Origin of the sequence: Pseudomonas sp. ML96 (assembly GCF_000761545.1) — a bacterium.
In the GTDB taxonomy this organism is placed as follows: domain Bacteria; phylum Pseudomonadota; class Gammaproteobacteria; order Pseudomonadales; family Pseudomonadaceae; genus Aquipseudomonas.
The window spans coordinates 13,090-28,815 of the sequence record NZ_JPMY01000001.1 but is presented as its reverse complement, the minus strand read 5'-3'; the positions used below and the strand labels follow the sequence as shown (position 1 = coordinate 28,815).

Annotated in this window: 15 protein-coding genes; 10 read left to right on the top strand and 5 right to left on the bottom strand. The window is 66.6% G+C overall.

Annotated features, from left to right (window positions below; translation table 11 throughout):
* Positions 1 to 65 precede the first annotated feature (65 nt).
* Complete coding sequence (locus IP89_RS00135; RefSeq protein ID WP_043306860.1) at positions 66 to 896, bottom strand: oxidoreductase; 831 nt, start codon at positions 894 to 896, stop codon at positions 66 to 68.
* Positions 897 to 1,012: 116 nt separating this feature from the next.
* On the opposite strand from IP89_RS00135, the gene IP89_RS00130 reads away from it, so the two are divergent.
* On the top strand, positions 1,013 to 1,921 hold the full coding sequence (locus IP89_RS00130; RefSeq protein WP_043306859.1) for a LysR family transcriptional regulator: 909 nt from the start codon (positions 1,013 to 1,015) through the stop codon (positions 1,919 to 1,921).
* Between the two features lie 37 nt (positions 1,922 to 1,958).
* The gene (locus IP89_RS00125; protein ID WP_043306858.1) at positions 1,959 to 2,297 is read left to right on the top strand and encodes an FKBP-type peptidyl-prolyl cis-trans isomerase; all 339 of its coding nucleotides are present in this window, start codon (positions 1,959 to 1,961) and stop codon (positions 2,295 to 2,297) included.
* Between the two features lie 68 nt (positions 2,298 to 2,365).
* Here IP89_RS00125 and IP89_RS00120 read toward each other — a convergent pair whose 3' ends face one another.
* Entirely contained in the window at positions 2,366 to 3,115 is a 750-nt protein-coding gene (locus IP89_RS00120; RefSeq protein ID WP_043306857.1) for a 3-oxoacyl-ACP reductase family protein, read from the bottom strand.
* Positions 3,116 to 3,235: 120 nt separating this feature from the next.
* Between IP89_RS00120 and IP89_RS00115 the strand changes: the two genes are divergently transcribed.
* Positions 3,236 to 4,168 (top strand): LysR family transcriptional regulator, encoded by a 933-nt coding sequence (locus tag IP89_RS00115; RefSeq protein ID WP_043306856.1) that lies wholly within the window; start codon positions 3,236 to 3,238, stop codon positions 4,166 to 4,168.
* Between the two features lie 9 nt (positions 4,169 to 4,177).
* Here the strand turns inward: IP89_RS00115 and IP89_RS00110 are convergent, their stop codons facing one another.
* Positions 4,178 to 5,074, bottom strand: a complete 897-nt coding sequence (locus IP89_RS00110) for a DMT family transporter (RefSeq protein ID WP_043306855.1) — start codon at positions 5,072 to 5,074, stop codon at positions 4,178 to 4,180.
* Between the two features lie 134 nt (positions 5,075 to 5,208).
* Between IP89_RS00110 and IP89_RS00105 the strand changes: the two genes are divergently transcribed.
* The 4 genes from IP89_RS00105 to IP89_RS00090 all read left to right on the top strand — a co-directional run bounded on the left by IP89_RS00105 (position 5,209) and on the right by IP89_RS00090 (position 10,069).
* Positions 5,209 to 5,646 carry an Lrp/AsnC family transcriptional regulator gene (locus IP89_RS00105; RefSeq protein WP_043306885.1) on the top strand — a complete coding sequence of 146 codons (438 nt, stop codon included), beginning with the start codon at positions 5,209 to 5,211 and terminating at the stop codon, positions 5,644 to 5,646.
* Positions 5,647 to 5,657: 11 nt separating this feature from the next.
* On the top strand, positions 5,658 to 6,791 hold the full coding sequence (gene ampC, locus IP89_RS00100) for a class C beta-lactamase (RefSeq protein WP_043306854.1): 1,134 nt from the start codon (positions 5,658 to 5,660) through the stop codon (positions 6,789 to 6,791).
* Between the two features lie 78 nt (positions 6,792 to 6,869).
* On the top strand, positions 6,870 to 8,735 hold the full coding sequence (locus IP89_RS00095) for a DEAD/DEAH box helicase (protein ID WP_043306853.1): 1,866 nt from the start codon (positions 6,870 to 6,872) through the stop codon (positions 8,733 to 8,735).
* A gap of 104 nt (positions 8,736 to 8,839) precedes the next feature.
* Positions 8,840 to 10,069 carry a CynX/NimT family MFS transporter gene (locus tag IP89_RS00090; RefSeq protein WP_052080896.1) on the top strand — a complete coding sequence of 410 codons (1,230 nt, stop codon included), beginning with the start codon at positions 8,840 to 8,842 and terminating at the stop codon, positions 10,067 to 10,069.
* A gap of 63 nt (positions 10,070 to 10,132) precedes the next feature.
* Here IP89_RS00090 and cysS read toward each other — a convergent pair whose 3' ends face one another.
* Together cysS and IP89_RS00080 are read right to left on the bottom strand one after the other, a co-directional pair.
* Positions 10,133 to 11,518: a cysteine--tRNA ligase gene (cysS, locus tag IP89_RS00085; RefSeq protein WP_043306852.1), complete on the bottom strand. Its 1,386-nt coding sequence runs from the start codon at positions 11,516 to 11,518 to the stop codon at positions 10,133 to 10,135.
* A complete protein-coding gene (locus IP89_RS00080) occupies positions 11,519 to 13,186 on the bottom strand; it encodes a glutamine--tRNA ligase/YqeY domain fusion protein (RefSeq protein ID WP_043306851.1) in 1,668 nt (555 codons plus the stop codon).
* Positions 13,187 to 13,359: 173 nt separating this feature from the next.
* Between IP89_RS00080 and IP89_RS00075 the strand changes: the two genes are divergently transcribed.
* Genes IP89_RS00075 through IP89_RS00065 form a run of 3 tightly spaced genes read left to right on the top strand, consistent with a single transcriptional unit; the run spans position 13,360 to position 15,658 of the window.
* A complete protein-coding gene (locus IP89_RS00075; RefSeq protein WP_043306850.1) occupies positions 13,360 to 13,854 on the top strand; it encodes a peptidylprolyl isomerase in 495 nt (164 codons plus the stop codon).
* A 4-nt stretch (positions 13,855 to 13,858) separates the two neighbouring features.
* Complete coding sequence (lpxH, locus tag IP89_RS00070) at positions 13,859 to 14,578, top strand: UDP-2,3-diacylglucosamine diphosphatase (protein ID WP_043306849.1); 720 nt, start codon at positions 13,859 to 13,861, stop codon at positions 14,576 to 14,578.
* A 51-nt stretch (positions 14,579 to 14,629) separates the two neighbouring features.
* Positions 14,630 to 15,658, top strand: a complete 1,029-nt coding sequence (locus IP89_RS00065; RefSeq protein WP_052080895.1) for a L,D-transpeptidase — start codon at positions 14,630 to 14,632, stop codon at positions 15,656 to 15,658.
* Positions 15,659 to 15,726: the final 68 nt, after the last annotated feature.

Genomic DNA, 15,726 nt, shown 5'->3' with positions numbered 1-15,726 from the left:
CAATGGGCGCAGGCTGGCACAACGAAACAGCCGCGCGGGGGCGCGGCTGCTCTGCCTCGGGCGACTCAGGCCGGGAAGTCGGTGGACATGGCCAGTGCACGCCAGGCCTGCAGTTCAACCTCGACCTGCGCATGCTTCTGCTCGATGCGCGCCAGCGCATCGCTGCCCAGCGGCAAGCGCAGCGGCGGTTGCTCGGCGTTGGCCAGCGCCAGCAGGGCCTCGGCGAACTTGGCCGGGTCACCTGGTTGGGCATGGTTGGCCGCGTGGGCGAACTTGCGCATGGCGCCGACCGTCTCGTCGTAGTCGGCCAACTCCAGCGCGGTCTTCACCAGCGACTGCTCGTCGAGGAAGTCGGTGCGGAAGAAACCTGGCTCGACCACGGTGACGTGGATGCCGAGCGGCGCTACTTCCTGCTGCAGCGCCTCGCTGATGCCTTCCACGGCGAACTTGGTGGAGCCGTACACGCCCCAGCCCATGTAGGCCTGGTAGCCACCGAGCGATGAGATGTTGATGACATGCCCGGAGCGCTGGCGGCGCATGTGCGGCAGCACGGCGCGAGTGACGTTGAGCACGCCGAACACGTTGGTGGCGAACAGGCGCTCGGTCTCCGCCGCGCTGGTTTCCTCCACCGCGCCGAGCACACCGAAGCCGGCGTTGTTGACCAGCACGTCGATGCGGCCGAAGCGGGCGATGCCCGCGGCGACGGCCTCGTGGGCCTCCTCCTCGCGGGTCACGTCCAGGCGCACGACCAGCAGGTTGGGATGCTCGCCCAGGCGGGCGGTGACGTCGGCGGGCTTGCGGGCGGTGGCGATGACGGCATCGCCGGCGTTGAGGGCCTGTTCGGCGATCAGTGCGCCGAAACCACGGGAAGCTCCAGTAATCAGCCAGGTACGCATATCGAATTCCTCGGATGTCGTCCCGCACCACGCGGGCCGTTGACGACACTCTAGGGCTGGGGTACTGATGTGATAATCCCAATAAAATTGCATGACTTACTGAGCAATTCTCATCAATGAAAAACGTCTCGCCCACCGACCTGGCGATCTTCCTGGCCATCGCCCAGCACCTCAGCTTCGCCCGCGCCGCGGTCGATCTGGGCCTCACGCCCTCGGCGCTGAGCCATGCCCTGCGCGGCCTGGAGGAGCGCCTGGGCGTGCGCCTGTTCAACCGCACCACGCGCAGCGTGGCACTCACCGAAGCCGGCGAGCGCCTGCAGGCACGAGTACGGCCGGCCTTCCGCGATATCGCCGACGCCCTGGAAGACCTCAACAATTTCCGCGACAAACCCTCCGGCAGCCTGCGCATCAATGCCGGGCGCGCCGCTATCCAGTTGGTGCTACTGCCGCTGGTGGGGCGCTTCCTCGCCGCCTACCCCGACGTGCGCCTGGAACTGGTGGCCGACGACGGCCTGGTCGACGTCGTTTCCGCCGGCTTCGACGCCGGCGTGCGCTTCGGCGAGCGCCTGGAGGCGGACATGGTCTCGCTGCCCATCGGCCCGCGCATGCGCTCGGTGGTGGTCGGCGCCCCTGCGCTGTTCGAGCGCCATCCCGCCCCGCAGAAGCCCGAGGACCTGCACGGCCTGCCCTGCATCCGCCACCGTTTCCCCGGCGGCAACTTCTATCGCTGGGAGTTCGAGCGCGGCGGCATCGCCCTGGAGATAGAGGTCGACGGTCCGCTGACCCTGGACGACGTGGCGCTGATGGTCGAGCCGGCGCAGCAGGGCGTCGGCCTCGCCTATGTATTCGAGGAGATGGTCCGCGAGCAGATCGCCGACGGCCGCCTGGTGCAGGTGCTCGGCGACTGGTGCCCATACTACGCCGGCCTGCACCTCTACTACCCGAGCCGCCGCCACGTGCCCGCAGCGCTACGTGCCTTCATCGACTTCGCGCGCGGCGCACTTGCCAACGGCGGCAATCCCTGACAAAACGCCGCCAGCCAAACCATTCGCGAGCAGAACAATGAGCGACGAACTGAAAATCGAAGACCTGGAGATCGGCAGCGGCAAGGCCGCCGTCAAAGGTGCGCTGATCACCACCCAGTACCGCGGCTGGCTGGAGGACGGCAGCGAGTTCGACTCCTCCTATGCGCGCGGCAAGCCGTTCCAGTGCGTGATCGGCACGCGCCGGGTGATCCAGGGCTGGGACCAGGGCCTGATGGGCATGCAGGTCGGCGGCAAGCGCAAGCTATGGGTGCCGGCGCACTTGGGCTATGGCGAGCGCCAGGTCGGGGCGATTCCGCCGAATTCCAACCTGGTGTTCGAGATTGAGTTGCTGGAAGTGCTGACCCGCGACAACTGAGTTTTCCCTCCCAAACGACAACGCCCGTCGCGCAGGCGACAGGCGTTGTTGTATCGGCTGCGGCTACCTCAGGCGGAGAAGCCACCATCGATGGTCAGGTTGGCGCCGGTGATGTAGGCCGCTTCCGGGCCGGCCAGGTAGGCCACGAAGCTGGCGATCTCCTCCGCCTTGCCGTAGCGCGGCAGCGCCATGGTCTGCTTCAGCGCTTCGGCGAAGTCGCTGTTGTCCGGGTTCATGTCGGTATCCACCGGGCCCGGCTGCACGTTGTTGACGGTGATGCCGCGCGGCCCCAGGTCACGCGCCAGGCCCTTGGTGAAACCAGCCACCGCAGCCTTGCTCAGGGCGTAGACCGAGCCGCCACCAAAGGGCATGCGCTCGGCGTTGGTACTGCCGATGGTGATGATGCGCCCGCCCTCGCCCATCACACGGGCGGCTTCCTGGCTGGCGATCACCACGCTGCGCACGTTCACATCCAGGGTGCGGTCCAGGTCGTCGATGCTGAATTCCTCGATCGGCGCGATGGCCAGCACGCCGGCGTTGTTCACCAGGATGTCGAGGCGACCGAAGCTTTCTACGGTGTGGCGGATGGCGGCGCGGATGGCCTGCTCGTCGCGGCTGTCGGCCTGGATGGCGATGGCGCGACCACCGGCGGCTTCGATGGCCTGCACCACGTCGAGAGCGCCGGCGGCGGAGGACACGTAGGTCAGGGCGACGGCTGCGCCCTCCTTCGCCAGGCGCTGGGCGATGGCGGCGCCGATGCCGCGGGAACCACCTTGGATGAATGCGACTTTGCCTTCGAGGGTTTTGTTGGTGCTCATTTTTGAATCTCCTGAAACTGGGGTTGGTGTGTAAGACGGCCCCAGTATTCACCCGCCACTCACAACCGATAAGCTGGCAATCGCTATATTCAGTCGATACCAATGGTTTATGGAGAGCCTATGGAAACCCTCAGCAGCATCGAGTGCTTCGTCCGCGCGGCGGAGGCCAGCAGCTTCGCCGAGGCCGCACGGCGCCTGGGCCTGACACCCGCGGCGGTGGGCAAGAATGTGGCCCGTCTGGAGAGCAACCTCGGTGTGCGTCTGTTTCTGCGCAGCACCCGGCGCCTGACCCTGACCGAGGCCGGCGAGCGTTTTCTGGCGGAAGTGAGTGGCGGGCTGGCCAGCATCCAGGGCGCAGTGGCCAACCTGGCCAGCAGCCAGGGCCAGCCGGCGGGCACGCTCAAGGTGAGCATGGGCGTGGCCTTCGGCCGCGACTACATCATGCCGCACCTCTCCGATTTCCTGGCTCGCTATCCGGCGATAGTGCCCGACTGGCACTTCGATAACCGCGCCGTGGACCTGATCGGCGAAGGCTTCGACGCCGCCCTCGGCGGTGGCTTCGAGCTGCCGCCCGGGGCAATTGCCCGGCAACTGGCGCCAGCCCACCGGGTGCTGCTGGCCTCGCCGGAGTATCTCTCCCGCCACGCGCCCATCGAGCAGCCGGAAGACCTGACCCCGCACGCCGGCATCCTCCTGCGCTCGCCGCAGACAGGCCGCGTGCGCAGCTGGCCGCTACGTACCCGCGACGACCGCCAGGCCACCTTCGAAATGACCCGGCGGGTGACCATGAACGACCCTGAGGCGGCCTGCCACGCGGCCCTGCAGGGCCTGGGCGTGACCCTGGTCAGCACCGTGCACGCGTTGCCCTATCTGCAGAACGGCAGCCTGCAGCGGGTACTGCCGGACTGGTATGTGGACACCGGCAGCCTGAGCCTCTACTTCAGCGCGCAGAAGCTGCTGCCGGCCAAGACGCGGGTGTTCATCGACTTCATCGTCGAGCGCTTCCGCGAACACAAGTGGGCGGAACGCTTCGACGCCCGCCGCCGCGCCTAGCCAGCCGCCCTACTTCGCCTCGGCTACCGGCAGGCGCCGGCGCAGGCTCCAGCCCTGCTGCATGCCGGCCGCCGCCAGCAGGATGGCCGCCACACCCAGCCACTGCAGCGGGCTGAGGCGATGACCGAAAGCCAGCCAGTCGACGAAGATCGCCGCGATCGGATAGATGAACGACAACGCCCCGGTCAGCGCCGTCGGCAGCTTCTGGATGGCGCTGTACAGCAGCATGTACATCACCCCGGTATGCAGGATGCCCAGCGCCGCCAGGCTGGCCCAGGCTTCTGGTTGCTCGGGCAGCTGGTAACTGGCCAGCGGCGCCAGCATCAGGATGCCGGTGAGCAGCTGGACCAGCGCGATCAGGTGCGGCGGCGTGCCGGAGAGGCGTTTGACGATCAGCGCCGCCACTGCATAGAGCAGCGCCGCCCCCAGGGCCAGGGCGATACCCAGCAGGTAGTTCTCGCCCATGGTACCGGTGTCGCCATGGGCGCTGACAATGGCCAGCATGCCGAGGAAGGCCACGCCCAGCCACGCCAGCTTGGCCAGGCTGATACGCTCGCCGAGGAACAGCGCGGCCAGGCCCACCAGCATGAACGGCTGGACGTTGTACACCGCCGTGCTGATGGCGATCGACGCCTTGGAATAGGAGGCGAACAGCAGCAACCAGTTGCCGACTATGGCCACCCCGCTGACCAGCGCCAGAACCAGCACGCGACGATTCAGCAGCTCGCGACGCAGCAGGCCAAGCGCGGCACACACCAGCAGCAACATGGCGCCGCCGATCAGGCAGCGCCAGAACACTACGTCGACCACGGACTGGCCGGACACCAGGACGAACCAGCCGATGGTGCCGGAAATCAGCATCGCCGCGATCATTTCCAGCGAGCCGCGCTTGAGGGTCTTGTCCATGGTCGGAGTCTCCGGTTGGGGTGCGCTCATTATTCGGCTACCCAGCCCGGCCACTCCATGGCTAATCTAAGGTGAAATCACACAGCAGCCTTTATTGCGAAGGCTTTTCCCTGAAATAACCTAACGTGATCACCATGACCGACGATATCGACCAGCTTCTGCTCACCGCCCTGATGGAAGACTCGCGCCGCTCGCTCAAGGCCCTGGCGCAGATCAGCGGCCTGTCCTCGCCCAGCGTGGCCGAGCGCCTGCGCCGCCTGGAGGAGCGCGGCGTGATCAAGGGCTACACGGTGGAGGTGGACCCACGCCACTTCGGCTACCAGCTGCAGGCCATCGTCCGCGTGCGCCCGCTGCCCGGAAAGTTGCATGAGGTGGAGCGGCAGATCCAGTCGATTCCCGAATTCACCGAATGCGACAAGATCACCGGCGAGGACTGTTTCGTCGCCCGCCTAAACGTGCGCTCCATGGAGCAGCTGGACGAGCTGCTCGACCGCATCAACGCCTATGCCGAGACCAATACCGCCATCGTCAAGAAGACCTCGGTGCCGCGCCGGCTGCCGCCGATGAACTGAAGGATTTCCCCATGCGATTCAAAACCACCGCACTGGCCCTGCTGCTGATCGGCCAGACGGCCATGGCGGCGCAGGCCGACCTGCGCGTTGCCGTCGACGCCGCAGTGCAGCCGGCCATCGAGCAATACCAGATTCCCGGCCTGGCCGTGGCCATCGTGCACAAAGGTGAGCGGCACTTCTTCAACTACGGCGTCACCTCCCGCGATAGCGGCCAGGCGGTGGACGAGCACACGCTGTTCGAGCTGGGCTCGGTGAGCAAGCTGTTCAGCGCCACCCTAGGCGCCTATGCGCAGGCCGAGGGCAAGCTGCGCCTAAGCGACAAGGCCAGCCAACATCTGCCGGCGCTGCGCGGCAGCGCCTTCGACCGTATCAACCTGCTCGACCTGGCCACCTATACGCCCGGCGGCCTGCCGCTACAGTTCCCGGATGCCGTGCACAACGAACAGCAGATGCTCGACTACTACCGCGCCTGGCAGCCCGCCTACCCCGCCGGCAGCCAGCGCCTGTATTCCAACCCCAGCATCGGCCTGTTCGGCCATCTGGCTGCCGCCAGCCTGGGCGAGCCCTTCACTCAGGCACTGGAAGGCCGGTTGTTCCCGCAGCTGGGCATGATGGAGAGCCATGTGCAGGTGCCGCCGGCGCAGATGGCGCGCTACGCCTGGGGCTACCGCGACGAGCAGGCGATCCGCGTGCAGCCGGGCCCGCTGGATGCCGAGGCCTATGGGGTGAAGTCCACGGCCGCCGACATGCTGCGCTTCGTCGAGGCCAATCTCGATCCATCGCGGCTGCCGGCACCACTGCGCCAAGCCATCGCCACCACCCATCTGGGCTACTACCAGGTCGGCGACATGACCCAGGGCCTGGGCTGGGAGCGCTACGCCTACCCCATCAGCCTGCAGCGTTTGCAGGACGGCAACTCCACGCAAATGGCCCTGGACCCGCATGCGGTCGAGCGCTTCGCCACGCCACAAGCGGCCGAAGGCGACCTGCTGCTGAACAAAACTGGCTCGACCAATGGTTTCGGCGCCTACGTGGTGCTGTTGCCGGCCCGCGCCACCGGGCTGGTGATCCTGGCCAACCGCAACTACCCGAACGCGGAACGAGTACGCATCGCCCTGCAGATCCTCTCGACCCTGGAGCCCTGAGCACTGGCCCATTGCCAGGCTCCAGCCGGGGGAGGAAAGCCCGTATGATGGCCGGCCGCACCTGCTTTCCGAGTTGCCATGCTGTCCGCCGTCAAACGCTATAAGGCGCTGTTCTCCGCCGCCCTAGCGCGCTACTTCCCCCGCACCACCGAATACCTGCGCGCCGAGCGTGAAGCCGCAGCCCGGCTGCGCCAGCCACAACCGCGCGCCAAGCGCACCGCCAGCGGCAAGGCCAAGGCCGGCGGGCGCAAGAAGAAGGCCAGCGACGGCCCTGCCCCCGCCCCAACCGGCATCTATTCCAGCGCCCGCCTGAAGGTCAACGACAGCCAGGTCGCCGCCATGCGCGCCAGCGTCGCCGAGGCGGTGGCGGCCGGGCTGATCGGCGCACCATCCGACGAGCAGTGGGCGATGATCCTCTGCCGCTCCCCGCTGGCGCGCATCTTCGCCGGTGCCGGCTCGGGCAAGTCCACCACCCTGCTGCTACGCGTGGTGTTCATGCTCTGCCACCTGCAGATTCCCGCCGCCAGCCTCACGGTGATCTCCTTCACCAACGCCTCCTGCGCCGAACTGCGCGGCCAACTGCTGCGCCTGCTGGCCTTCTGGCAATTTCCCTTCGACGAGGCGCAGGCGCGCCAGTGCGTGCGCACCTTCCACTCGGCCATGGCGCAACAAGCCAAGGCGCTGCTGAGTGCACCGAGCTGGTTCGAGCAGCTCGGCAGCGGCGCCAGCGAGGAGCCGGACGCCCCCGCCGGCGGCCGCCTGCCGCCCGCGCAACAGCGCCTGCTACGCCAGGCCTACGACGATCTCTACGTCAGCGATGCCGCCTTCCGCCAGCAGGTGCATGAGCTGCTCGGCGTGGCCATGCCCGAGACCGTCGGCAAACCGCCGCAGGAGGGTTTGCGCCTGGCCGGCGAACTACGCGCCACGCCGCTATTCGAGGCTTTCTACCAGCAAGGCTGCTTCGCCGAGAGCCTCGGCCTGCGCCCGGACCGCATCGACACCACCACGCTGAACTGCGCGCCGCGCGAGCGCCTGTTCCTGCAAGCACTCGCCAGCTTCTGGACGCGTTTGCAGGCACTGCTGCAGGCACAAGGCGTCATTACCTTCGACGCGGCCTTCCGCCAGCTCGGCGAGCGCCTGGTCAACTCCGAGGAGCTGCCGGCAGAGACCATCGAGCCGCTGCGCCATCTGCTGATCGACGAGTTTCAGGACATCTCGCCACAGATCGTCCACTGGCTGCAGGCCGTGCACCGCGCGCTGGCCGGCCGCGGCAAGGCGGTCAGCCTGATGGCCATCGGTGACGACTGGCAGTCGATCTACGGCTGGCGGGGCAGCTCGCCGGAGCTGTTCCTCGACTTCGACCGTCACTTCCCGAGCCGCGGCAAAGCCAAGAGCCAGGTGCTGATGCTGACCAGCAACTTCCGCAGCATCGAGCCGATCCTGCGCGATGCCGAGGCGTTGCTGGAGGGCGTCGCCTGCAAGCAGGCCAAGCGCAGCCAGGCAATCAAGACCACGCAGCCGGGCGACCACGGCGTGCGCCGCATCGAAGGTTTCGACCTCAAGCGCCAGTTGCCCGAGCTACTGCAGGAAATCACCGCGCAGTGCGCGCATGTTGCCCAACGCGGCAGCCGTGAGCGCAACCCGGTGCTGCTGCTGGGGAGGCGCAACGACGCGCTGAAGCAAGTGCAGGCCCAGCTGGACCCGAGCCTGCCGGTACGCGCTTACAGCATCCACCGCGCCAAGGGTCTGCAGGGCGAGGTGGCGATCATCCTCGACGAGGGCGGCAGCCCCGAGTCGCATCCGCTGCGCAACGCGCTGTACGGCCACTGCGGCCTGTTCCGCAACAGCTACGACCAGGCCATGCGCGACGAGAGCCTGCGCCTGGCCTATGTGGCCGTCACCCGTGGCGTCAGCCGGGTGATCTGGTACGCGGGCAAACGCTGAAAAAGCACATCGTCCGGCTAGGCAGATGCCCGTCGCCCCGCTACCTTCGCTGAAGCCTTGGCGCTCGCTCAGGCCCCAGCCATGCAGTGAGGCAACCGCAGACGATGGACAGACTGCCGACCGAATCGAGCCCGCAAACCCAAGCCGCCAGCCCAGGCCTGCCGGGCCTGCTGCGGCATAAGCGCTGGCTGGTGGCCGCCAGCTACACGCTGGTGCTGTGCTTCAACCAGCTGCTGGTCACCAACCTGATTCCCCTGCTGTCGCATATCCAGCAGCTGTATGGTTTGTCGGAGCTGCAGGCCAGCGCCGGCGTGCTGATCTTCCCCATCTTCTGCGTGCTGCTGTCGCTGCCGGCGGGGCGCTTCATCGACCGTTTCGGCTTCCGCCATGGCACCCATCTCGGCATCGCCCTGATGGCCCTGGCCGTGCCCGTGCGCCTGGCCAGCGAGACCTTCGCCGGCCTGATGCTCGGCCAGTTGCTGATTGCCCTGGGCCAGCCGCTGATCATCACCGGCGCCGCCAAGATGGCCGCGGAATGGTTCCCCGAGGCAGAACGCGGCAAGGCCATCGGCCTGAGCACCGCCGGCATGTTCGCCGGCCTCGCCCTTGGCCTGGGCCTGCCACCGCTGCTGTTCGCCAGCTACGGCCTGCAGGCTACCCTGAGCGGCCTGGCCCTGGCGTCTCTAGTGCCCAGTGCACTGTTCATTCTCTGCAGCGGCGAGCGAGGCAAGCCCGCCAGCACCAGCCAGGCACAAAGCGCGCGCCCCGGCTGGCTCGACCTGCTCTATACCCCCGGCCTGGGGGCGCTGCTACTGGCGGCACTGCTGGGCTTCGGCCTGTTCAATGCGCTGACCCTGTGCCTGGAACCGATACTCGCCGGCAATGGCCTGGACGCCAGCGCCCTGGCCATCACGGGCATGCTGCTGATCGCTGGCGGCGTGTTCGGCTCGCTGCTGGTGGAGCCGCTGGCGCAACGACTGAAGAGCAGAAAGCGCGTGCTGCTAGGCTGCGGCGTCGGCGTGATCAGCACCATCTGGCTGCTGTTCCATGCCCAGAGCCAAGCCGCGGCTACGCTCTATGCGGCGCTGCTCGGCCTGTGCCAGCTGCCCTGCTATGCCCTGCTGCTGACGCTGGCTGAAGAGCTGGTCGGCACCGAGCAGGCGGCCAGCGCCAACGCCCTGTTGGTGGTGGTCGGCAATATCGGTTCGGCCCTGGCCATGACGGCCGTGGCGCTGATCCACAGCGCACAGGGCAGCTGGGGCCTGGTGATCGCCTTCCTGATCGGCATGGCGCTAGTGCAGATGCTGGTGGTGACCCGCTTCGACAACCGCTAGCCACCCTTCGCCAGCCATGAAAAAGGCCGCTCGAGAGCGGCCTTTTTCATGCAACGCAGCCGCTTACTCGGCCAGGCGCCAGGTGGTGCCGCCCTTGCCATCTTCCAGCACCACGCCCATGGCGGTGATCTGGTCGCGGATGCGGTCGGACTCCGCCCAGTTCTTGTCGGCACGAGCCTGCAGACGCGCGGCGATCAGCGCTTCGACTTCGGCAGCATCGACCTTGCCGGCGGCGCCAGCCTGGAGGAACGCATCCGGCTCCAGCTGCAGCACGCCGAGCACGCCGGCCAGTTGCTTGAGCTGGGCAGCCAGACCAGCGGCGCCCTGTTCGTCCGACTCACGCAGGCGGTTGACCTCGCGGATCATCTCGAACAGCACGGCGCAGGCTTCCGGCGAGTTGAAGTCGTCGTCCATTGCCGCACCGAAGCGCTCGACGAAGGCTTCGCCACCGGCCGGTGCCACTTCCGGCAGGCCCTTGAGGCCGTTGTAGAAGCGCTCCAGGGCGCCCTTGGCTTCCTTGAGGCTGTCTTCGGAGTAGTTGATCGGGCTGCGGTAGTGGCTGGACACCAGCAGGTAGCGCACCACTTCCGGGTGATACTTCTCCAGTACCTCGCGGATGGTGAAGAAGTTGCCCAGCGACTTGGACATCTTCTCGCCGTCCACGCGCACCGCGCCGGCATGCATCCAGGCCTTGGCGTAGAGTTTGCCGGTGGCCGCCTCGCTCTGCGCGATCTCGTTCTCGTGGTGCGGGAACACCAGGTCCGGGCCGCCGCCGTGGATGTCGAAGGTCTCGCCCAGGCAGCAGGTGGACATCACCGAGCACTCGATGTGCCAGCCCGGACGCCCGGCGCCCCAGGGCGACTCCCAGCTCGGCTCGCCTGGCTTGGCGCCTTTCCACAGGACGAAGTCCAGCGGGTCTTCCTTGATCTCGTCGACCTCGATGCGCGCGCCGATCTTCAGCTCGTCGATCTTGCGCCGCGACAGCTTGCCGTAGCCTTCGAACTTGGTGACGCGGTAGTACACGTCGCCATTGCCCGGAGCGTAGGCATAGCCCTTGTCGATCAGGGTCTGGATCATCGCGAACATGCCGGGGATATGCCCGGTGGCACGCGGCTCGATGTCCGGACGCAGCACGGACAGACGCGCCTCGTCCTCGTGCATGGCGGCGATCATGCGCTCGACCAGCGCCTCGAACGGCTCACCGTTCTCGTTGGCGCGCTTGATGATCTTGTCGTCGATGTCGGTGATGTTGCGCACGTAGGTCACGTCGTAGCCGCGCTGACGCAGCCAGCGGGTGACCACGTCGAAGGCGACCATCACGCGGGCGTGGCCGATGTGGCAGAAGTCGTACACGGTCATGCCGCACACGTACATGCGCACCTGGTTGCCCACCAGCGGCTGGAACGGCTCTTTGACCTTGCTCAGGGTGCTGTAGATGGAGAGTGCCATTTACTGACCCCAGGAATCGCGCAGGGTGACGGTGCGGTTGAACACCGGCTTGCCAGGCTGCGAGTCCTTCAGGTCGGCGACGAAGTAGCCTTCGCGCTCGAACTGGAAACGCTCTTCGGCTGCGGCGTTGGCCAGCGACGGCTCGGCGCGGCAGCCGGTGAGCACCAGCAGCGAATCCGGGTTGATGTTGTCGAGGAAGCTGCCGCCCTCTTCCGATTTCTCCGGGTTGGCGGAGCGGAACAGGCGGTCGTACAGGCGCACTTCGCACTCGACGCTCTCGGCGGCTGGCACCCAGTGGATCACGCCTTTGACCTTGCGGCCTTCCGGGTTCTTGCCCAGGGTGTTCTCGTCGTAGGAGCAGCGCAGCTCGACCACGTTGCCGGCAGCATCCTTGATCGCCTCGTCAGCGCGGATCACGTAGCTGCCGCGCAGGCGTACTTCGCCGCCCGGAATCAGTCGCTTGAAGCCATCCGGCGGGGTTTCTTCGAAGTCGCTGGCGTCGATGTAGATCTCGCGGCTGAACGGCAGCACGCGTACGCCCATGTCCTGCTTCGGATGGCGCGGCAGCTCGAGGTTCTCGACCTGGCCTTCCGGATAATTGGTGATTACCACTTTCAGCGGCTTGAGCACGCACATGGCACGCGCGGCGTTGGCGTCCAGGTCCTCGCGGATGGCGAATTCCAGCATGCCGATATCGACCACGCCGCCGGCGCGGTTGACGCCGATCATGTCGCAGAAGGTGCGGATCGAAGCCGGGGTGTAGCCGCGGCGGCGGTAGCCGGACAGGGTCGACATACGCGGGTCGTCCCAGCCAGCCACGTGCTGCTCATCGACCAGTTGCTTGAGCTTGCGCTTGCTGGTGATGGTGTAGTTCAGGTTGAGGCGGGCGAATTCGTACTGGCGCGGCTGCGCCGGTACCGACAGGTTGGCCAGGAACCACTCGTACAGCGGGCGATGGTCCTCGAACTCCAGGGTGCAGATGGAGTGAGTGATGCCCTCGATGGCGTCGGACTGACCGTGGGTGAAGTCGTAGCTCGGGTAGATGCACCACTTGTCGCCGGTCTGGTGGTGATGGGCGTGGCGGATACGGTAGAGGATCGGGTCGCGCAGGTTGATGTTCGGCGAGCTCATGTCGATCTTGGCGCGCAGCGAGCGGGCACCGTCCGGGAACTCGCCGGCCTTCATGCGGGCGAACAGGTCCAGGTTCTCTTCCACCGAACGCTCGCGGAACGGGCTGTTCTTGCCCGGCTCGGTCAGGTTGCCGCGGTATTCGCGCATTTCCTCGGCATTGAGGTCGCAGACGAAGGCCTTGCCGGCCTTGATCAGCTCGACGGCCCAGGCGTGCAGCTGGTCGAAGTAATCGGAGGCGTAGTGCTCGCTACCGGCCCACTGGAAGCCCAGCCACTGCACATCGGCCTTGATCGCGTCGATGTATTCCTGGTCTTCCTTGGCCGGGTTGGTGTCGTCGAAACGCAGGTTGCACTCACCACCGAATTCCTGGGCCAGGCCGAAGTTCAGGCAGATGCTCTTGGCGTGGCCGATGTGCAGGTAGCCGTTGGGCTCCGGCGGGAAGCGGGTGATGATCTTGGCGTGCTTGCCGCTGTCCAGGTCGGCTTGGACGACGGGGCGCAGGAAGTTGGCGGCTTTTTCGACGGTGGGCTTGCTCATGGTGTCCTTAGATGCGGTGCGGCCTCCGCGCGGGAGGTAGGCCGGTCGAGACAAAGCCCGTATGATACCCAACCCGTCAACCCCCTGACAGCCGCAAAGCGACCGGGAGTGGCCTTTTGGCGCGAACGCGCCGCCGCCCTGCCCGCCTTGCCCGAATTCGAGAGCGCATCTCCATGATCAAGCTGCACACCAACCATGGCGTCATCACCCTGGAACTGTTCGCCGACAAGGCCCCGGAAACCGCCGCCAACTTCGAGCAATACGTGCGTGACGGCCACTACAACGGCACTGTGTTCCACCGCGTGATCAGCAACTTCATGATCCAGGGCGGCGGTTTCGAGCCGGGCATGAAGCAGAAATCCACCCGCGCCCCGATCAAGAACGAGGCCAACAACGGCGTCTCCAACAAGGTCGGCACCGTCGCCATGGCCCGTACCATGGACCCGCACTCGGCCTCCGCGCAGTTCTTCATCAACGTCGCCGACAACACCTTCCTCGACCACAGCGCACCGACCATGCAGGGTTGGGGCTACGCCGTGTTCGGCCAGGTGACCGAGGGCATGGACGTGGTCGAGAAGATCAAGGGTGTAGCCACCACCATGAAGTCCGGCCACCAGGACGTACCGGTGGAAGACGTGATCATCGAGAAGGCCGAAATCGTCGAGTGATTCGATGATCCTGCTGATCTCCGATCTGCACCTGGAAGAGAAACGCCCGGACATCACCCGGGCGTTTCTGCATTTCCTGCAGACCCGCGCCCGCGGGGCCGAGGCGCTGTACATCCTCGGCGACTTCTTCGAGGCCTGGATCGGCGACGACGGCATGTCGCCCTTCCAGCACAGCATCGCCCGCGCCCTGCGCGAGTTGAGCAATGCCGGTACGCGCATCTTCCTGATGCACGGCAACCGCGATTTCCTCATCAGCCGCGCCTTCTGCCGCGAAGCCGGTTGCACCCTGCTGAAAGAGCCGAGCACCGTGCAGTTCAATGGCGAACCGGTGCTGCTGATGCACGGCGACAGCCTGTGTACCCTGGACGTCGGCTACATGAAGCTGCGCCGCCTGCTGCGCAACCCGCTCAGCCTGTTCATCCTGCGCAACCTGCCGTTGACCACCCGCCACAAGCTGGCGCGCAAGCTGCGCAGCGAGAGCCGCGCGCAGACCAGCATGAAGGCCCGCGAGATCATCGACGTGACTCCGGACGAAGTGCCGCGGATCATGGCCGAGCATGGTGTGCGCACGCTGATTCACGGTCACACTCACCGCCCCGCCGTGCACGAGCTGCAGGTGAACGGCCAGCCGGCCCGGCGCATCGTCCTCGGCGACTGGGACAAACAGGGCTGGGCCCTGCAGGTAGATGATCAGGGCCTGAATCAGGTGCCCTTCCCGCTCTAGCTCGCGGCTCGCCTGCTAAGCTGCCCTCAAAGCCATTGCTTGGGGGAAGCGATGACACGCCTGCTACTGGCCTGCCTGGCCCTGTTCCTGCCCATGCTCGCCAACGGCGAGCCACTCAAGCTGCCCGCCGCCGACCAGCTGCGCGAGGAGCTGAAGACGCTCAAGCCGGGGCAGTACCTGTGGTACCCGGAAGTCTCGCCGCAAGGCCCGATCACCCTGGTGGTCAGCCTCACCGAGCAACGCGCCTACATCTACCGCAACGGCATCGTCATCGGCGTCACCACGGTCAGCACCGGCCGCCCCGGCAAGGACACGCCCACCGGGGTGTTCACCATCCTGCAGAAGAGCGTCAGCCACCGTTCGACCCTCTACAACAGCGCGCCGATGCCCTACATGCAGCGCCTGACCTGGGATGGCGTCGCCCTGCATGCGGGTAGCCTGCCCGGCTATCCGAGCTCCCACGGCTGCGTGCACCTGCCGCTGGAGTTCGCCAAGAAGCTCTACGAGATCACCGGCTTCGGCAGCACCACGGTGGTCATCACCGACAGCCACAGCGCACCGAGCGAGGTGAACCACCCCGGCCTGCTGGCGCCGCTGGTGGCCGACGGCAAGCCAGCGGGCGAACCACAGGTCGCCGGCAGCACCTACCTGAACGACCCTGGCAGCGATCACGGTCCACTGTCGATCCTGATCAGCCGCGCCGACCTGCGCGTCTACGTGTTCCGTGGCGGCGAGCTGATCGGCTCGGCGCCGGTGCTGGCCAGCGGCACCCAGCTGCCGCACGGCATGGCGGTGTTCTCCCTGCTGCAGAAGCCGCCAGCCAGCGAGTTCGACCCGGCGCCGCCGCTGCGCTGGTCCGCCGTGGCCCTGAGCGACCCGCAGGCGGGCGGCACGCCGGCCGACCAGCTCGGCCATGTCAGCGTCGACAAGGACTTCCTGCGCCAGCTGCATGACGCGATGGACATCGGCACCACCCTGGTGATCACCGACCTCAGCGCCAGCCGCGAGACCCGCAGCGACGGACAAATGACGGTGATCAACACCGAACCCGAGGAAACTGCGCCGCCGGTCAAAAAATGATCGGCAGTTGGACAAATTTCGAGCAGAATGCGCCCGCATTCATAGCCCCACGCTCCGTGCAGGTATTC